The organism is Actinocorallia aurea (genome assembly GCF_054783995.1).
Genome location: NZ_BAAGPQ010000006.1, coordinates 201,181 through 216,174 on the forward strand (window position 1 = coordinate 201,181; position 14,994 = coordinate 216,174).

Sequence of the window (14,994 nt, forward strand, 5' to 3'; positions counted from 1 at the left end):
CAGGTTACTGCCAGAAGGTCGCCTCGGCGGGCGCCGCAGGGGAAGGGTGAGCGGTATGACCACGACTGCGACCTTCGCCCTCGGCGGCGACCTCACCATCAACAGGCTCGGCTTCGGGGCGATGCGGCTCGCGCGCAGCTCCTTCCGCTCGCCCGCCCGGCCTTACGAGCAGGGCGTCGCCGTCCTGCGGCGCGCCGTGGAGCTCGGTGTCGACCACATCGACACCGCGGGGTTCTACGGCCTGGGGCAGACGATGGCGAACAGCCAGATCCGCGACGCGCTGCACCCGTATCCCGCGGGACTCGTCATCGCGACCAAGGTGGGCCCGCTGCGCGACACGAGCGGGCTGCCCACCGGCCAGGCCGGACCCGACGGCCTCCGCGCGCTCGTCGAAGCCGATCTCGCCGCGCTCGGCCTGGACCGCCTCGATCTGGTCTACCTGCGGGTGGGCGGCATGGACGGCCCGGGCGGGGAGTCGATCGGCGCGCGGTTCGAGGCGCTCGCGGCGCTGCGCGAGGAGGGCCTGATCGGGCATCTCGGGGTGAGCAACGTCGACGCGGCGCAGCTCGCCGAGGCACGGGCGATCGCGCCCGTCGCAGCCGTGCAGAACCCCGCCGGACACGGTGGCCTCCTCGCGGAGTGCACGGAGGCGGGCATCGCCTTCGTGCCGTTCTTCTCGATCGACTCCGGTGCCCTTTCCTCCGAGAGCGTCGCCGCCGTCGCCGCCCGCCACGGCGCGACGCCCGCGCAGGTGGCGATCGCCGCGGCGCTCGCCTCCTCGCCCGTCACGCTCGCGATCCCCGGAACGGGTTCGCTGGAGCACCTCGCGGAGAACCAGGCCGCGGCCGGGCTGAAGCTCGACCCCGAGGACCTCGAACTCCTGGGCTGAGTGCCTCGTCCTAGAGCAGGGTGAAGCCCCGGACGCCGCGCGGGACGTCCGGGGCTCCGTCCCCTCAGCGAACGGCTCCGCGACGGGCTGCCGGGCGGGATGCCCGGCTTGTGTCACTGGAAGGTGTAGCCCTTCGCGGCCTCGGAGGTGATGGGCTCGCCGACCGCGGTGAGGCCGCCCTTCACCGTCGAGTCGGCCTTCTGGATGAGCGAGACGCGGGTGCCGACGTCGCCGGGCTTGGAGAAGTCGAGCGGCGGCATCAGGCCCTTGGTGTCGAAGGCGCTCTGCGACTGGTGGGCCTTGTAGATGCCCTCACGGGTGAGGTCCTTGTTGTCGCAGGCCTTCTTCAGGGCCTCGCCGAACACCATCGCCGAGACGTAGCCGAAGGTGACGCCGCCGTCGAGCGCCTCGCCCGGGTGCTTCTTCTCGTAGGCCGCGACGAGGGCCGTCATGCCCGGCTCCTTGGAGTCGTTCGGGTAGGCGGCGGTGATGAGGTGGAAGTTGGCCTCCAGCGCGGGCTTGGCGGCGGTCGCGAGGAGCTGCGGGCTGAAGCCCGGGTTGTTGGAGAGGATCGGCACCATGAAGCCGCCCGCGGCGGCGACGCCCGCGAGGGACGCGGACTGGCGCGGGCCCGCGCTGATGAGGATCGCCTTGACGCCTTCGGCCTTCAGCGCGCTGACCTGCGAGGTCATGTCGGTGTCGGTCGGCTTGATGCGCTGCTCGACGATCTTCAGTCCGGCCTTCTCGGCGGCGTACTTGGAGCCCGCGAGGGCGCTCTCGCCGTACTCGCCCTCGAAGTACACGTGCCCGATCTTGTCGCCGGACTTGATGCCCTTCTCCTTGAGGAGGAACTCGATGCCGTTGATCATCTCGATCTCGTAGGTGCTGCCGACGACCTGGACGTACGGGGCCTTCAGCAGCGCGGACGGCCACGCGGCAGGGACCGTCAGGAGCTTGTCGGTGGCGACGTTCCCGGCGATCGCGGCCATGATGGGCGAACCGATGACCTGCGGCAGGCCCGCGACCTTCGGCTGGATCTCGGTGTAGGCGCCGACGGCCTTCTGCACGTCGTAGCCGTGGTCGCGCACGAGGACCTCGACATCGCGGCCGCACACGCCGCCCGCGGCGTTCAGCTCGTCGAAGTAGAGCTGCTGCGCCTGGGTGATGCTCTTGCCGAGGGTGGCGTAGACGCCGGTGAGGTCGGTGAGCGCGCCGAGCGTGATCTTGTCGGCGGTGACGCCGGGGCCCGTCTTGACGCCGTCGGCGCCGGTTCCGCCGCCGTCCTCGGTGGACTTGCCGCTGCACGCGGTCCCGGTGGCGGTCACGGCGAGCACGGCGAGGCCGGCGACGAGATTCCTGATCTTCATGGGGTGGTCTCCTTGCGGGGGGTGAGGGAGGGGAGCCGCAGGCCGCGCAGGCCCGCGGGGAGGAAGAGGACGATGCCGACGACGGCCGCGCCGTACAGGTAGCGGGCGGCGTCCGACGGGCTGATGCCGCCCGTTCCGGTGGGGGCGACAAGGGGCAGCGCGTCGCTGTAGCGGGTGAGCAGCTGCGGGAGCAGCGTCACGAAGGCCGCCCCGATGACCGCGCCGGACACCGAGCCGAGCCCGCCGATGACGATCATGGCCAGGTAGTCGAGCGCGAGGAGCATGCCGAAGTAGTCGGGGACGGCCCGCTGGAAGGTGAGCGCGAGCAGCACCCCGGCGAGCCCGGCGTACATGGACGAGAGGGTGAAGACCGCGGCGCGGGTGCGCGCCACGGGGATGCCGAGGACGCCCGCGGCGGTCTGCTGGTCGCGGATGAGGTTCATCGCGCGGCCCGGCCGGCCCTTGAGGACGCCCAGCGCGAACAGGGCGGCGAGGCCGAGCAGGAGCAGCCCGAGGAACCACAGCTTCTCCAGCGCGCCGAACGGGATGCCGAGGAGGACGAGGTCACCGGACCCGTCGAAGGTGAAGCCGAGCACCTCCATCGGCGGCACGGCCCGACCGTTGTAGCCGCCGGTCACGTCGTGCACGTTGAACAGGACGTGCTGGCCGAGGAAGATCAGCGCGAGGGACGCGATGCCCAGGTACACGCCGGTGAGGCGGCCCGCGATCGGGCTGAACGCCAGTCCCGCGAGCCCGGCGAGGGCGACCGCGCAGACCGCGGCGAGCACGGGTGGCAGCCCGAGCCCGACGAGGTCGCCGGTGTCCTCTCCCGCGAAGTACACGTAGCCGTACGCGCCGACGGCGAGGAAGAACGAGTGGCCCATGGAGAGCTGTCCGGTGGATCCGGTCAGCAGGTTCAGGCCGATCGCGCCGATCGCCGCGGCCATGACGAACAGGCCGGCCTGGAGCCAGAACAGCTCCAGGTAGAAGGGCGGAAGCAGCAGCAGGAGCAGCGGGAGGTACTTGAGCCTAGACACGGGAGACCTCCCGGGTGCCGAAGAGGCCCGACGGCCGCACCAGCAGGATCACGATCATGACGACGTACGGGGCGACGTCGCCGAGGCCGCGGCCGAAGAACGTCAGGTCGTTCTGGTAGCCGCCGACGAGCGCCTCGGTGACGCCGATGAGCAGCCCTCCGACGAGCGCGCCGGTGACGGAGTCGAGTCCGCCGAGGATCGCCGCGGGGAACGCCTTCAGTGCCGCGAGGGAGCTGGTCCGGTCGAGGCCCGGTGTCGGGAAGGCGGTGATGAAGACCGCGGCCACGGCCGCGAGCGCGCCGGCGACCGCCCAGGCCGACATCGAGATGCGGCCGAGCCTGATGCCCATGAGCGCGGACGTCTCGGCGTCCTCGGCGACCGCGCGCATCGACACGCCCCAGGGGGTGTACTTGAAGGCGAGCAGGAACAGCGTGATGAGGACGGCCGCCACGACGAGCGCGGCGATGCGGGTCTGCGCGATGGTGACGCCGCCGAGGACGACGACCCTGTCCTGCCAGGGGTCGCCGAGCGACATCACCTCGGTGCCGAGCCTCCTGCTGAGCTCGGCCATGAGCACGATGTCGATGCCGATGGTGGCGATGGCGACGACGTCGCGGCGGGCCTTGGCGCGGCGCAGCAGGACGAGTTCGATGAGCGCGCCCGCGGCCGCCGCGGCGGCGACGCCGACGACGAGGGCGCCGAGGAAGCCCAGGTCCTCGTGCAGGACCGCGGTGACGTAGCCGCCGAGCAGGAGCAGCGAGGCGTGTGCGAAGTTCACGACCTCGGTGGCCCGGAAGATGACGACGAAGCCGAGCGCGATCAGCGCGTAGACCGAGCCGAGGCTGAGCCCGTTGATGAGCAGTTCGATGAGCCTGGTCATGAGGCCTCCTCTCCCAGGTAGGCGCGGAGGACCTCGGGATCGCGCTGCACCTCGGCGGGGGTGCCGGAGGCGATGCGGCGTCCGAAGTCCAGGACGGTGACGTGGTCGGCGAGCCGCATGACGAGGCCCATGTCGTGCTCGACCAGCAGGATGGAGATGCCGAGGGACTCGCGGACGGCATGGACGAGTTCGGCCATCTCCAGACGTTCGGTGGCGTTCATGCCGGCGACGGGCTCGTCGAGCATGAGCAGCCGGGGCTCGCCGCACAGCGCGCGGGCGAGCTCGACCCGCTTCTGGTCGCCGTACGGCAGGGCGCCGACGGGTGAGGCGAGCCGGTGGGCGATTCCGGCGAAGTCGGCGATCTCCCGGGCGCGCTCGCGGTGCAGCCGCTCCTCGCGCAGGGCGCCCGGCCAGCGCAGACCGGCCCGGACGAGCCCGGCCCGCATCAGCCTGTGCCTGCCGAGCATCAGGTTGTCCTCGACGCTGAGCAGCGGGGACAGCGCGAGGTTCTGGAACGTCCGGGCGATGCCGAGCGCGCCGACGCGGTGCGGCGCCATCGAGGTGAGTTCGCGCCGGCCGAAGGTGACCTTGCCGGACGTCGCCCGGTAGACCCCCGACAGGACGTTGAAGCACGTCGACTTCCCGGCGCCGTTGGGGCCGATGACGGCGTGCAGGGTGCCGGGCGCGACGGTGAAGCTCACCGAGTCCAGCGCGACGATCCCGGCGAAGCGGACGGTCAGTCGGTCGACCACGAGTTCGGGCACTTCACTCACCTGCGGCACCTCTCCCCGCCGGCTCCCATTTGGCGATGCCGCGCCTGGTCCGGAAGACCGGGGCGGGCTCGTCGGACACGCCGAGGTAGCGGCGGCGCACCTCGTCGCTGGCGGCCAGTTCGGCCGACGGTCCTTCCAGGGCGACCTCGCCGACGTCGAGCACGTAGGCGTGGGTCGACAGCCGGAGGGCCAGCGCGGCGTTCTGTTCGACCAGGAGCACCGAGGTGCCCTGGCGGTTGATCTCGGTGATGGTCCGGGCGATGTGCTCGGCCATCTTCGGGGCGAGCCCGAGGGTCGGCTCGTCGAGCAGCAGCACCTTGGGGCGGGCCATCAGGGCCCGGCCCATGGCGAGCATCTGCTGTTCGCCGCCGGACAGCAGGGACGCGCGCTGGGCGCGCCGCTCGGCGAGGATCGGGAAGAGGTCGAAGACGCGCTTGCGCACCTCGGCCGGGGCGTGGAAGCCGCCCGCCCGCAGGTTCTCCTCGACCGTCATCCGCCCGAAGACCCGGCGCCCCTCGGGCGCCTGGACGATGCCCTCGGCCACGATGCGGTGCGGCGCCGCCTTGGTCAGCCTGGTCTCGGCCGAGCTGATGTGCCCGCCCGTCACCAGGCCGCCGTGGAAGCGCAGCACCCCGGAGATCGCCCGCATCAGGGTCGTCTTGCCGGCCCCGTTCGCGCCGAGGACCGCGACGACCTCGCCCTTCGGCACCTGGAGCGACACGCCGTGCAGCGCCCGCACCGCCCTGCCATAGGAGACCGTCAGGTCGCGCACGGACAGGGCTGTGCCGTCTCGCACGGCTGACGTCTTCACATGATCCTCCTCACAGACGGTGCGAGGATGATGCGCGTCCGGCGCCCGCCGAGGCGATAGGCCTCCGACCCTTATGTGCCGGGCGTCCTGTGCGTACGCACAATCCACAGGCTGTGGACTGCGGCCGACCAGGGACGACACCCGACCGCTCCCCACCGGCCTGTGCGGCCTGCCGAAGGGCCTTGGGCAGCGGCACAACCGGGCCCGCCAGCCGAGTGCGGGCCGCCATGGACCGGGCGGGGCCGCCGCGCCAGCATCGGACCGGTGAGCGAACCGAGACTTCACCTGTGGCTGGCCGAGCGGTTGCCGGACCTGGCGTCGCGGCTCGTGGACGAGTTCGGCAGACGGGTCCCGTTCTACGCCGAGCAGCCGCGCGAGGTGCTCGACGGCCAGCTGCGCCCGGCGATCGAGGCGAACCTGCGGATCGCGGTGGGGACGCTACGCGAGCAGCGCACCTTCACCGTCGGCGAGCGGGCCGAGGTGATCGAATGGTCGGCGCGCAGGGCCGAGCAGGGTGTGCCGCTGGAGGCCGTGCTCACCGCCTACCACCTGGCGATCGAGCTGTGCTGGCAGGCGCTCGTGGAGGAGGCGGCCGAGGAGGAGGCCGGCGAGTTGGGCGCGCTCGCGCTGCATTTCTTCGCCTATCTGCGCGCCGTGGTGCCCGCCGTCGCGCTCGCGCACGCGCAGGAGGGCAGGGAGCGCTACGGGGAACTGCGCGCCGCCCGCCGGGCCGTGCTCGACGCGCTGCTCGCGGGCGCTCCTGCCGACGAGCCCGCACTGCGCGCCGGGGTGCCGCTGGCGGCGGCCTACGACGTGCTGGTGCTGCGCGGCGATCCCGATCCCGACCTCGCGGCGGCGCGCCAGCTGACGCGGCAGGTGCAGTCGGTGCTCGACGCGCACGCCGAATCCCCTGTGCTCGCGGTCTTGGACGGGATCTCCGGCACCGCGCTCCTGCCCGCCAAGGGCGAAGGCCCCAACGCGGGCCGTGCGCAGCGCACCGGGCCCGCCGACGACGGCGCGGCCGACCCGCTGGCGCGGCTGGTGGACCGGATCGTCGTCGCGACGGGGAGGGCCGTGACCGTCACCACCGCGCCCGCCCCGTGCGCCGAGGCGATCCCCGGGGCACTGCGCGAGGCCGCCGAGGTGGCCGAACTGGTGCGGCGGCTGGGCAGGCCGCCCGGCCTGTACCGGATGACCGATGTCCTGCTGGAGTACCAGATCGCGCGTCCCGGCAACGGCCTCGCCCAGCTCGCGGCCCGCCTCGACCCGCTCGACGACCGCCCCGAGCTCATGGAGACGCTGCGCGTCTACGTCGACCAGGGGCACAACCGGCGCCGCTCCGCCGAGACCCTCCAGGTCCACCGCAACACCCTCGACTACCGGCTGCGCGGCATCGCCTCGCTGACCGGCCTCGACCCTTCCGGCCCCGAACTCGCCGCGGCGCTCACCGCGCGCGCCCTGCGCTGACCTTCCGCACACCTTCCGGCAGAACCACCACACGAACCCCATCGCCACCACCTCGAGAGATCTTCCGCGACGTCCCCCCGGACGTCCACGCACCAGTCTGCGCGATTCTCTTCAAGATCGCGCAGCGGCCTGTGGACAACTCATTCGCCGCCGCCGCGGCGCGGCGGCCGCAGCAGCGGGAGCAACGGGAGGAAGCGGCGGCGGCGCAGCCTCCGGGCCGAGGCGATCAACTCGGGCAGGGGCATCGCGTTCTCGGCCGGGGTCCGGGGATGGGCGGGCACGGTCGGCCTCGGCCGTCCGCGCAGCGTGATCGGGGCCCCGGTGTCCCAGCGGAACCGCTCGGGTTCCGAGGCGTCCTCCAGCACCCGGTCCGAGGCCAGCACCCGCGCCGGCTCGTTCTTCGCCAGGTCGCTGAGCCGCGCCGCCTCGTTCACCGGGTCGCCGATGACGGTGTACTCGAACCGCTGCTCGGCGCCGATGTACCCGGCGACGACCTGGCCGCGGGAGATGCCGATCCCCGCCGTCACCTCCGGCACCCTCTCGCGCAGCAGCACGGCCATCTCGCGGCCGGCGGCGAGCGCGTGGCCGCCCGCTCCCGGCAGCGCGGCGGGCGCGCCGAAGATGGCCAGCGCGGCGTCGCCCTCGAACTTGTTGATCCAGCCGCCGTTGCGGTTCACGCAGTCCACGACGACGCCGAAGAAGAGGTTGAGCAGCGCGACCACCTCGTCCGGCGGGCGCTCGGCCGCCATGCGCGTCGATCCGGCGAGGTCGACGAACAGCACGGCGACCTCCTTCTCCTCGCCGCCGAGGGAGATGTCGGAGTTCAGCGCGAGCTCCGCGACGTCGCTGCCGACGTGCCGGGAGAACAGGTCCTGGAGCCGCTCGTGCGCCCGCAGACCGGTGACCATCGTGTTGAAACCCGCCTGGAGCTGGCCCAGTTCACTCGCGTCGAAGACGGAGATCTCGGTGTCGAGGTCGCCGCGCGAGACCCGCGCCATGCCCTCGCGTACGGTCTTGATGGGGTCGCCGACGGCCTGGGACACCCACCAGGTGACCTGGAAGCTGATCGCCAGCGCGATGCAGCCGAGGACGAGCCCCGACCGGGCCGCCTCGTAGGAGTCGAAGTCCGGGTCGGTGAGCGCGACGATCGCGATGACGATCAGGCCGAGCATGGGCACCGCGGTGCCGACGGCCCAGGCGATCATGGCGCGGGTCCGCACCCGCGAGAACAGGTGCTGGCGCGGGGGCTTGGCGGCGAGGACGAGGGCGGCGGCGGGCCGCAGCAGCCGCTCGGCCATCAGGTAGACGAGGGCGATGGTGGTGATGCCGCCGAGGAGGCAGGTCATCCCCATCTTCAACGCCATGAGCGGCCCGTAGAAGGAGTTGAGGATCGTCCAGCCGGTCGCTCCCGCGACCCACAGCGCGCCCTGGATGAGGCTGAGCCGCGCGGGACCGAGCAGGACGGCATTCCGCTGCTCGGCGTCCGGTGTCCCTCGCTCGCTCACCAGACGACGGATGGGGGCGAAGACCTTGAGCGCCCACCAGACCGCGAACGGCACGGCGACGACGGGGTAGCCCACGAAGGCGATGAGGTTGACGATGTCCGCGTTGGGGTGGAGCTTGTCCACGCCTTCGGGGTTCGGCAGCACGAGCAGGACGAAGACGAGGACCACGGCCGCGCCCACCGCGTTGGTGCAGACGATGGCCGTGGTGAGGATCCACCGGACCCGGATCTCCAGGAGGCTCGGCACGCCGGGCATGCCCGCGAGCCTTTCCTGCAGGGAGTCGAGGCTCTGCGCGATCTGCTCTCGGTCCACCCGATCACCTCCGCGCGCGTCACTCTACGCACCGGCGCGGGAGGAGAGAAAGGCCGCAGGTCACAACTTCGCGGTCGGCTTTTAGCGCGTTCGCGCACTATGGCGGATTCCACACGAGAGTTCAGCAAGTGAGTGCGTACCAGTCAGTAATATATGCGGGACTTCCACGGAGGACCTCCATGACCGCCTCGCCCGTGACCACCCCGCCGCCCGGCGCCCAGATCCCCGCACAGGACCTCGGCCGCATCTCGCCCGACGACCTCATGTCGGCCGGCATCTACGACGGCTGCTTCGCCTGCGGCAAGGACGTCGCCGACGGCCTCAAGGTCGAGCGCACCTCGTCCGACGGCACCGCCGTGTACGGGCACTTCCATGTCGGCGAACGGCACCAGGGCGCCCCCGGCCTCGCGCACGGCGGCCTCCTCGCGACCGCGATGGACGAGATCCTCGGCACCGCCGCCTGGAGCCTCGGCAGGATGGCCGTCACGGGCCGCCTCGAGACGGACTACCGCAAGCCCGTCCCCGTCGGCTCCACCGTCTACCTCAAGGCATGGTGCACGGGCGTCGAGGGACGCAAGATCTACCTGCGCTCCGAAGGCAGGCTGGACGCCCCGGACGGGCCCGTCGCCGTCGAGGCCGCCGCCCTGTTCGTCGAGGTGCCCGCGGTGCACTTCACACAGGAGCGCTAGCGCCGCGCGGACGCGACGGCCGGTCCGGGAACGTTCCCGGACCGGCCGTTCCGCGTTTCGGAGCAGCGGGCGGCGCCCTACTTCGCCTGTTCGGGCAGGCGGACCTTCGCGAGCTGCCTGGCCTGCGCGACGAGGCGGTCGCCGCTGTCCCACACCTCGATGTCCTCCTCGATGAGGCCGCCCGCGAGGTTGCGGCTCTCGGCCTGCACCCGCAGCCAGCCCGGCGCGGGCATCGCCCGGAGGTGCACCGTCAGCTCCAGGGTCGGCACCCAGCCGCCGAGGGCCATCTCGAAGGCCACGGGCGGGAGCGCGTCGACGGTGTAGAGCAGCATGAACGGGTCGGGTTCCGTGCCGTCCGCCAGGCGGAGCCAGCTGCGCAGAAGCCCGACGCCGGACGGCCTCCCCTGGGCCCAGCCCGCGGTCGCCGGGTCATGCCGGACCTCGGTGTGCCGCATCATCGTGACGACGTCGGCGAACTCCTTCGGCGGTGCGTAGCACTCCTCCGCGGGCGGGAGCACGGGGGGCTTCGCGGTGGTGCGCACGTCGTCCGGCAGCTCCGCCAGGTCGGCGTAGGCGGCGAGCACCCTGATGCGTTCCTTGCCGTCCTGGACCAGGCTGGCCATCGCCGTCGTCTGGGTGCGGCCCTCCCTCAGCGTCTCGGTCTCGATGACCGCGGGACCCGGCGTCGCCGCACTCAGGTAGTGCGCGGTGATCGTCAGCGGGTGCGGGTGCCTGAGCGTGCCGCCCAACGCGCGCGCCACGAGGGCGAGGAGGTAGCCGCCGTTGGGCGCCGGTCCTCCGGTGCCCCACTCCGCGGACACCTCGGCGGCGATCCTCCCGTCGACCAGGGTGCTGGTCGTGTCCGCCACGAACCTCGACATGGCCCTCCTCCTCAACCCGAAGAAACCGAGTGTAGTTCGGTTCCTGTTCCGGCAGACGCCCGGGGCGCTACCGCTCCGACCGCGGATCGAGACCGGAACGTGCAGGTCGAGGCGCTAGCGTGCGCTCATGCGGCTCACCGGAATCATCTCCCCCGACCTCCCCCTGCTCGTCGTCGCTGCGGACGAGGAGGCCGCCTACCTCGACCGGGAACTGCCCGTCCTCCTCACCGGCATCGGCAAGGTCAACGCGGCGGTGGCGGTCGCCGCGGTCCTCGCCCGGCACCTCCCCGCGGAGATCATCAACCTCGGGACTGCCGGAGCGCTGCGCAGCGGCGTGCGCGGCACGCACGAGGTCGCGCGGGTCATCCAGCACGACCTGGACGGCAGGGGGATCAGCGCCCTCACCGGGCGCCCGACGGGGGAGCCGCTCGAACTCAGGTCCGAGGGCCTCGTGCTGGCGACCGGCGACGTCTTCGTGTCGTCCGAGGACGTCCGGCTGCGCCTCGCCGAGGACGCCCACCTCGTCGACATGGAGGGCTACGCGGTCGCCGCCGCCGCCGCGGCCGCGGGCGTGCCCGTCCGGCTCGTCAAGCACGTGAGCGACGGCGCGGACGACGACTCGGCGAAGACCTGGAAGGAGTCCGTGGACGACTGCGCCCGCGACCTCGCGGCCTGGGTCTCCACCCACCTGTAGCGAGCGCGGACGCCGAAGGCGCGCCCCGCAGGACGCGCCTTCGGCCGGAGGGTCAGATCCGGTCGGCGGGGATCACGCCGAGCCGTCCGGCCTGGAAGTCCTCGAAGGCCTGCTGGAGCTCGGCCTGGGTGTTCATGACGAACGGGCCGTAGTGCGCCACGGGCTCGCCGATGGGCAGACCGCCGAGGAGCACCACCTCCAGGGCGGGCCTGTTCACCTCCTGCTCCGCGGAGGCCGCCAGAGTGAGGCTGGAGCCCTTGCCGTAGACGGCGAGCTGCCCGCCCTTGATCGGCCGGTGCGCGGTGCCGACGGTCCCCTGGCCGGAGAGCACGTAGGCGAGCGCGTTGTACGCCGGGTTCCACGGCAGGGTCACCTCGGCGCCCGGGCTCACCGTCGCGTGGATGAACGTGATGGGCGTGTGCGTCATGCCGGGGCCGTGGTTGCCGTCCACCTCGCCCGCGATGACGCGGAGGAGGGCACCGCCGTCAGGTGTGGTGAGCAGCTTGATGTTGCCGCCCTTGATGTCCTGGTAGCGCGGCTGGATCATCTTGTCCTTGGCCGGCAGGTTGACCCAGAGCTGGAGCCCATGGAAGAGGCCGCCGCTCATGACGAGGGACTCCGGCGGGGCCTCGATGTGCAGGAGGCCGGAGCCGGCGGTCATCCACTGGGTGTCCCCGGGACCGATCTTGCCGCCGCCCCCGGCGGAGTCCTGGTGGTCGAACTGCCCGTCGATGAGGTAGGTGACCGTCTCGAAGCCGCGGTGCGGGTGCCACGGGGTGCCCTTGGGCTCTCCCGGCGCGTAATCCACCTCGCCCATCTGGTCCATCATGATGAACGGGTCGAGGTGCCGCATGTGGACGCCCGAGAAGGCACGACGCACAGGGAAGCCCTCGCCTTCGAGGCCGCTCGGGGCGTTGGTCACACCGAGCACGGGGCGCGGGGTGTCGGCGGCGGCGTCCGGCACGGGCACACGCGGCAGGGTGAGCGGGTTCTCCACGGTGACGGCGGGCATGTCGTCCTCCTTCTGGCGGAAGCGGTTCCACCGGCTATAACTGATTGAAGTTTAAACATATTCCGGCGGTGCGGACCAGGACCCGGGACGATCTCACTGGGCGATCGGTCACGAATGGACTGCTTTTCGGGGGCAGTGTGACAAACGCGAAGGACGTTGCGTTACCTTCTGACAGACGTGACGGAAGGCTTGACTCCATGCGACAACGTGATCCTCTTCCCCTGTCCGGACCTCGACCGGGCACGGTGCGGCCGGGCGGACGGACCGCCCGGACCAGGAGAAGCGTCCTCGAGGCGGCTCTCACCGAGCTCGTCGAGGTCGGCTACTCGCGAACCGGCGTGGAAAAGATCGCGATCCGGGCGGGCGTGGCCCCGTCCACGATCTACCGCCGCTGGGGCAGCCTCGAAGGGGTCGTCGCCGACGCGGCGCAGGCCGTCATGGAAGAGAACCTCACCGTTCCGGACACCGGGAACCTGGAAGGCGACCTCATCTCCCTCACCCGCGCCATCGTCGAGCTGTTCAACACCCCGCCGTACCGCGCATGGATGGACGTGCTGGTCGGCTCGGCCCTCGGGCACGGTCCCGCCCGCGAGACCTTCGCCACCTCGACCCTGCGCACCCGCGCCGAGATCGGCGCGGTGATCGTCGAGCGGGCGGTGCAGCGCGGCGAGGTGCCCCCCGACACCGATGCCGCGGAGGTCGTCCGGCAGGCCGCGGCGCCCCTGTACTACCGGCTCTACATCTCCTGCGAGCCGGTGGAGGAGGTCGACACGAGGCGGGCCGCGGCGGTGGCCGCCTCGGCGGCACGCCAAGGGCTGCTCCGCAAACCGGTGTGAAAGACTGACCGCGCTCAACCCTCGGCTACCCCGGACTCCCCTTGACCAAGGCTCCTTACCGTCTCGCCCGTGCGGCGGCCTTCGCGGCCGTGTGCGTGAGCCTGACGCTCACGGGCCACTGGGCGGCGTCCGGAGACCCGATAGATCCCTGGACCATCGCCGTCGCCTTCTTCGGCGTCACCGGGGTGGCCCACCTTCTGGCCGGGCACGAGCGTGGTCTCCCGCTCATCCTGGGTGCGCTGCTGGGCGGGCAGTTCGCTCTGCACTCCCTGCTCGCCACCGATCACCACAGCCCGCTCACCGAACCCGACGGGTCCGTCAACGGGCACATGATGGCGGCGCACGCCGCTGCGGCACTGCTGTCCGCCCTGTGGCTCCGCCGCGGCGAACGCGCCTTCTGGGCGCTCGCCCGTCGCCTCGTACCGCCGCTCCGTCTTGTCCCCGCCCGGGTGCCCACACCCGTCGAGCCGGGCAGGCCCGCCTGCTCCGAGCGCCAGGGACTCCCCAAGACCGCGCTGCTGCGGCACTGCCTCGTCCTCCGCGGACCTCCGAACGGCGCCTTCACCCACTGAAGTCCTTTCCGTTCGCGTCAGTCACGTGGAGTACACGCATGTCCAAGAACACCCGCCGGGCCTCACTCGTCGCCGGCGTCGCCGCCCTGACCCTCATCGGGGTCTCGGCGCCCGCCCTCGCGCACGTCTCCGTCCAGCCCGGCACCGCCGAGCAGGGCTCCTGGTCCAAGGTCACCTTCCGGGTCCCGAACGAGCGCGACGACGCCTCGACGACCAAGCTCGTCGTGAAGCTGCCCGCCGAGTACCCGATCGCGTTCGTCTCGGTGAAGCCGGTCCCCGGCTGGACCGTCGAGGCGCCCAAGGCCGAGCTGGCCAAGGCCGTCGACACCGGCAGCGGCGAGATCACCGAGGCCGTCTCGCAGATCACCTGGTCCGGCGGGAAGATCGAGCCCGGCCAGTTCCAGGAGTTCGACGTCACCCTCGGCCCGCTGCCGACGACCACCGACGAGCTCGTCTTCAAGGCCGACCAGACCTACTCCGGCGGCGAGGTCGTCAAGTGGGAGGAGCCCACCGAGGAAGGCGCCGAGGAGCCTGAGCACCCCGCGCCCGTCCTCCGGCTGACCGCGCCGGCCGAGGACTCCGACGGGCACGGCGGCATGGCCGTCTCGGCCGCGGCCGAGCCCACCGACGGCGACGACGACGGGCAGGACGGCACCGCGCGGCTGCTCGGCGGCCTCGGGATCGCCGCCGGTCTCGTCGGACTCGTCCTGGGCGGCCTCGGGTTCGCCCGGGGACGCCGCGCGGCGTGATCGGCCTGATCTCGCGTGCCGCCGCGGCCGTCGCCCTCGCGGCGGCCGCGGTGGCCGGCCCCGTCGCCATGGCGGCGCCGGCGAGCGCGCACACGAGCCTGACGGGCACCGCGCCCAAGGACGGGGCGGTCGTACCCGCCCCGAAGAACGTCGTGCTCACCTTCGGCGACTCGGTGATCCTGCCCCAGGTCGTCCTCACGGACGCCGCGGGCAAGGAGTTCGGCGGCAAGCCGAAGGCCGCGGGCGACAAGGTGACCTTGCCTGTGCGCAAGGCTCTACAGCCCGGCGTTCACCACGTGTCCTGGCGTGCCGTCTCGCCGGACGGGCACCCGATCCAGGGCGAGTTCTCCTTCACCGTCGAGGGGGACGCCGCGGGGGCGGCGGCGCCCTCCGCACAGGGGGAGAAGGAAGGGGGCGGTCCCTGGACGTGGATCGTCCTCGGCGTGGTCGCCCTCGTCCTCGTCGGGGGAGGCCTGTACTGGGCCTCGTCCCGAGGCGACGAGGAGTAACGCCCTTTCGT

The 14,994-nt window shown here is 72.1% G+C and carries 16 protein-coding genes; 8 read left to right on the top strand and 8 right to left on the bottom strand.

Features of this window, described 5'->3' with window-relative positions:
* Positions 1-55: 55 nt before the first annotated feature.
* Positions 56-889, top strand: a complete 834-nt coding sequence (locus tag ACYVOM_RS09220) for an aldo/keto reductase (protein WP_460302829.1) — start codon at positions 56-58, stop codon at positions 887-889.
* A gap of 113 nt (positions 890-1,002) precedes the next feature.
* Here the strand turns inward: ACYVOM_RS09220 and ACYVOM_RS09225 are convergent, their stop codons facing one another.
* From ACYVOM_RS09225 to ACYVOM_RS09245, 5 genes are read right to left on the bottom strand one after another with little or no spacing between them, the layout of a single operon-like run.
* Positions 1,003-2,256, bottom strand: a complete 1,254-nt coding sequence (locus tag ACYVOM_RS09225; RefSeq protein WP_460302830.1) for an ABC transporter substrate-binding protein — start codon at positions 2,254-2,256, stop codon at positions 1,003-1,005.
* Positions 2,253-3,293, bottom strand: a complete 1,041-nt coding sequence (locus ACYVOM_RS09230) for a branched-chain amino acid ABC transporter permease (RefSeq protein WP_460302831.1) — start codon at positions 3,291-3,293, stop codon at positions 2,253-2,255. Before ACYVOM_RS09230 ends, ACYVOM_RS09225 begins: the two co-directional genes overlap by 4 nt.
* A complete protein-coding gene (locus ACYVOM_RS09235; protein ID WP_460302832.1) occupies positions 3,286-4,173 on the bottom strand; it encodes a branched-chain amino acid ABC transporter permease in 888 nt (295 codons plus the stop codon). Before ACYVOM_RS09235 ends, ACYVOM_RS09230 begins: the two co-directional genes overlap by 8 nt.
* On the bottom strand, positions 4,170-4,937 hold the full coding sequence (locus tag ACYVOM_RS09240; RefSeq protein ID WP_460303001.1) for an ABC transporter ATP-binding protein: 768 nt from the start codon (positions 4,935-4,937) through the stop codon (positions 4,170-4,172). The genes ACYVOM_RS09235 and ACYVOM_RS09240 overlap by 4 nt, the downstream gene beginning before the upstream one ends.
* Position 4,938: 1 nt before the next feature.
* Positions 4,939-5,757, bottom strand: coding sequence for an ABC transporter ATP-binding protein (locus ACYVOM_RS09245; protein ID WP_460302833.1), 819 nt, complete (start codon positions 5,755-5,757; stop codon positions 4,939-4,941).
* 264 nt (positions 5,758-6,021) lie between these two features.
* On the opposite strand from ACYVOM_RS09245, the gene ACYVOM_RS09250 reads away from it, so the two are divergent.
* Entirely contained in the window at positions 6,022-7,224 is a 1,203-nt protein-coding gene (locus ACYVOM_RS09250; RefSeq protein WP_460302834.1) for a PucR family transcriptional regulator, read from the top strand.
* A 140-nt stretch (positions 7,225-7,364) separates the two neighbouring features.
* On the opposite strand, the gene ACYVOM_RS09255 is transcribed toward ACYVOM_RS09250, so the two are convergent.
* Entirely contained in the window at positions 7,365-9,041 is a 1,677-nt protein-coding gene (locus ACYVOM_RS09255; protein ID WP_460302835.1) for an adenylate/guanylate cyclase domain-containing protein, read from the bottom strand.
* Positions 9,042-9,220: 179 nt separating this feature from the next.
* Between ACYVOM_RS09255 and ACYVOM_RS09260 the strand changes: the two genes are divergently transcribed.
* Positions 9,221-9,730 (top strand): PaaI family thioesterase, encoded by a 510-nt coding sequence (locus ACYVOM_RS09260; RefSeq protein ID WP_460302836.1) that lies wholly within the window; start codon positions 9,221-9,223, stop codon positions 9,728-9,730.
* 77 nt (positions 9,731-9,807) lie between these two features.
* Here ACYVOM_RS09260 and ACYVOM_RS09265 read toward each other — a convergent pair whose 3' ends face one another.
* Positions 9,808-10,611, bottom strand: a complete 804-nt coding sequence (locus ACYVOM_RS09265; protein WP_460302837.1) for a thioesterase family protein — start codon at positions 10,609-10,611, stop codon at positions 9,808-9,810.
* Between the two features lie 127 nt (positions 10,612-10,738).
* On the opposite strand from ACYVOM_RS09265, the gene ACYVOM_RS09270 reads away from it, so the two are divergent.
* Positions 10,739-11,305 carry a nucleosidase gene (locus ACYVOM_RS09270; RefSeq protein ID WP_460302838.1) on the top strand — a complete coding sequence of 189 codons (567 nt, stop codon included), beginning with the start codon at positions 10,739-10,741 and terminating at the stop codon, positions 11,303-11,305.
* Between the two features lie 52 nt (positions 11,306-11,357).
* Here ACYVOM_RS09270 and ACYVOM_RS09275 read toward each other — a convergent pair whose 3' ends face one another.
* Complete coding sequence (locus ACYVOM_RS09275; RefSeq protein WP_460302839.1) at positions 11,358-12,317, bottom strand: pirin family protein; 960 nt, start codon at positions 12,315-12,317, stop codon at positions 11,358-11,360.
* A gap of 197 nt (positions 12,318-12,514) precedes the next feature.
* On the opposite strand from ACYVOM_RS09275, the gene ACYVOM_RS09280 reads away from it, so the two are divergent.
* From ACYVOM_RS09280 to ACYVOM_RS09295, 4 genes are read left to right on the top strand one after another with little or no spacing between them, the layout of a single operon-like run.
* Complete coding sequence (locus ACYVOM_RS09280; RefSeq protein ID WP_460302840.1) at positions 12,515-13,153, top strand: TetR/AcrR family transcriptional regulator; 639 nt, start codon at positions 12,515-12,517, stop codon at positions 13,151-13,153.
* A gap of 41 nt (positions 13,154-13,194) precedes the next feature.
* Positions 13,195-13,725 (top strand): MFS transporter, encoded by a 531-nt coding sequence (locus ACYVOM_RS09285; RefSeq protein WP_460302841.1) that lies wholly within the window; start codon positions 13,195-13,197, stop codon positions 13,723-13,725.
* Between the two features lie 38 nt (positions 13,726-13,763).
* A complete protein-coding gene (locus ACYVOM_RS09290; RefSeq protein ID WP_460302842.1) occupies positions 13,764-14,474 on the top strand; it encodes a YcnI family copper-binding membrane protein in 711 nt (236 codons plus the stop codon).
* Positions 14,471-14,983 (top strand): copper resistance CopC family protein, encoded by a 513-nt coding sequence (locus ACYVOM_RS09295; RefSeq protein ID WP_460302843.1) that lies wholly within the window; start codon positions 14,471-14,473, stop codon positions 14,981-14,983. Before ACYVOM_RS09290 ends, ACYVOM_RS09295 begins: the two co-directional genes overlap by 4 nt.
* The last annotated feature ends 11 nt before the right edge of the window (positions 14,984-14,994 follow it).

What these genes read in the sequence shown, in the direction of transcription:
- ACYVOM_RS09220 (WP_460302829.1), top strand. Translation starts at nt 56, where the DNA reads ATGACCACGACTGCGACCTTCGCCCTCGGCGGCGACCTCACCATCAAC.
- ACYVOM_RS09225 (WP_460302830.1), bottom strand. Translation starts at nt 2,256, where the DNA reads ATGAAGATCAGGAATCTCGTCGCCGGCCTCGCCGTGCTCGCCGTGACC.
- ACYVOM_RS09235 (WP_460302832.1), bottom strand. Translation starts at nt 4,173, where the DNA reads ATGACCAGGCTCATCGAACTGCTCATCAACGGGCTCAGCCTCGGCTCG.
- ACYVOM_RS09260 (WP_460302836.1), top strand. Translation starts at nt 9,221, where the DNA reads ATGACCGCCTCGCCCGTGACCACCCCGCCGCCCGGCGCCCAGATCCCC.
- ACYVOM_RS09265 (WP_460302837.1), bottom strand. Translation starts at nt 10,611, where the DNA reads ATGTCGAGGTTCGTGGCGGACACGACCAGCACCCTGGTCGACGGGAGG.
- ACYVOM_RS09270 (WP_460302838.1), top strand. Translation starts at nt 10,739, where the DNA reads ATGCGGCTCACCGGAATCATCTCCCCCGACCTCCCCCTGCTCGTCGTC.
- ACYVOM_RS09275 (WP_460302839.1), bottom strand. Translation starts at nt 12,317, where the DNA reads ATGCCCGCCGTCACCGTGGAGAACCCGCTCACCCTGCCGCGTGTGCCC.
- ACYVOM_RS09280 (WP_460302840.1), top strand. Translation starts at nt 12,515, where the DNA reads ATGCGACAACGTGATCCTCTTCCCCTGTCCGGACCTCGACCGGGCACG.
- ACYVOM_RS09290 (WP_460302842.1), top strand. Translation starts at nt 13,764, where the DNA reads ATGTCCAAGAACACCCGCCGGGCCTCACTCGTCGCCGGCGTCGCCGCC.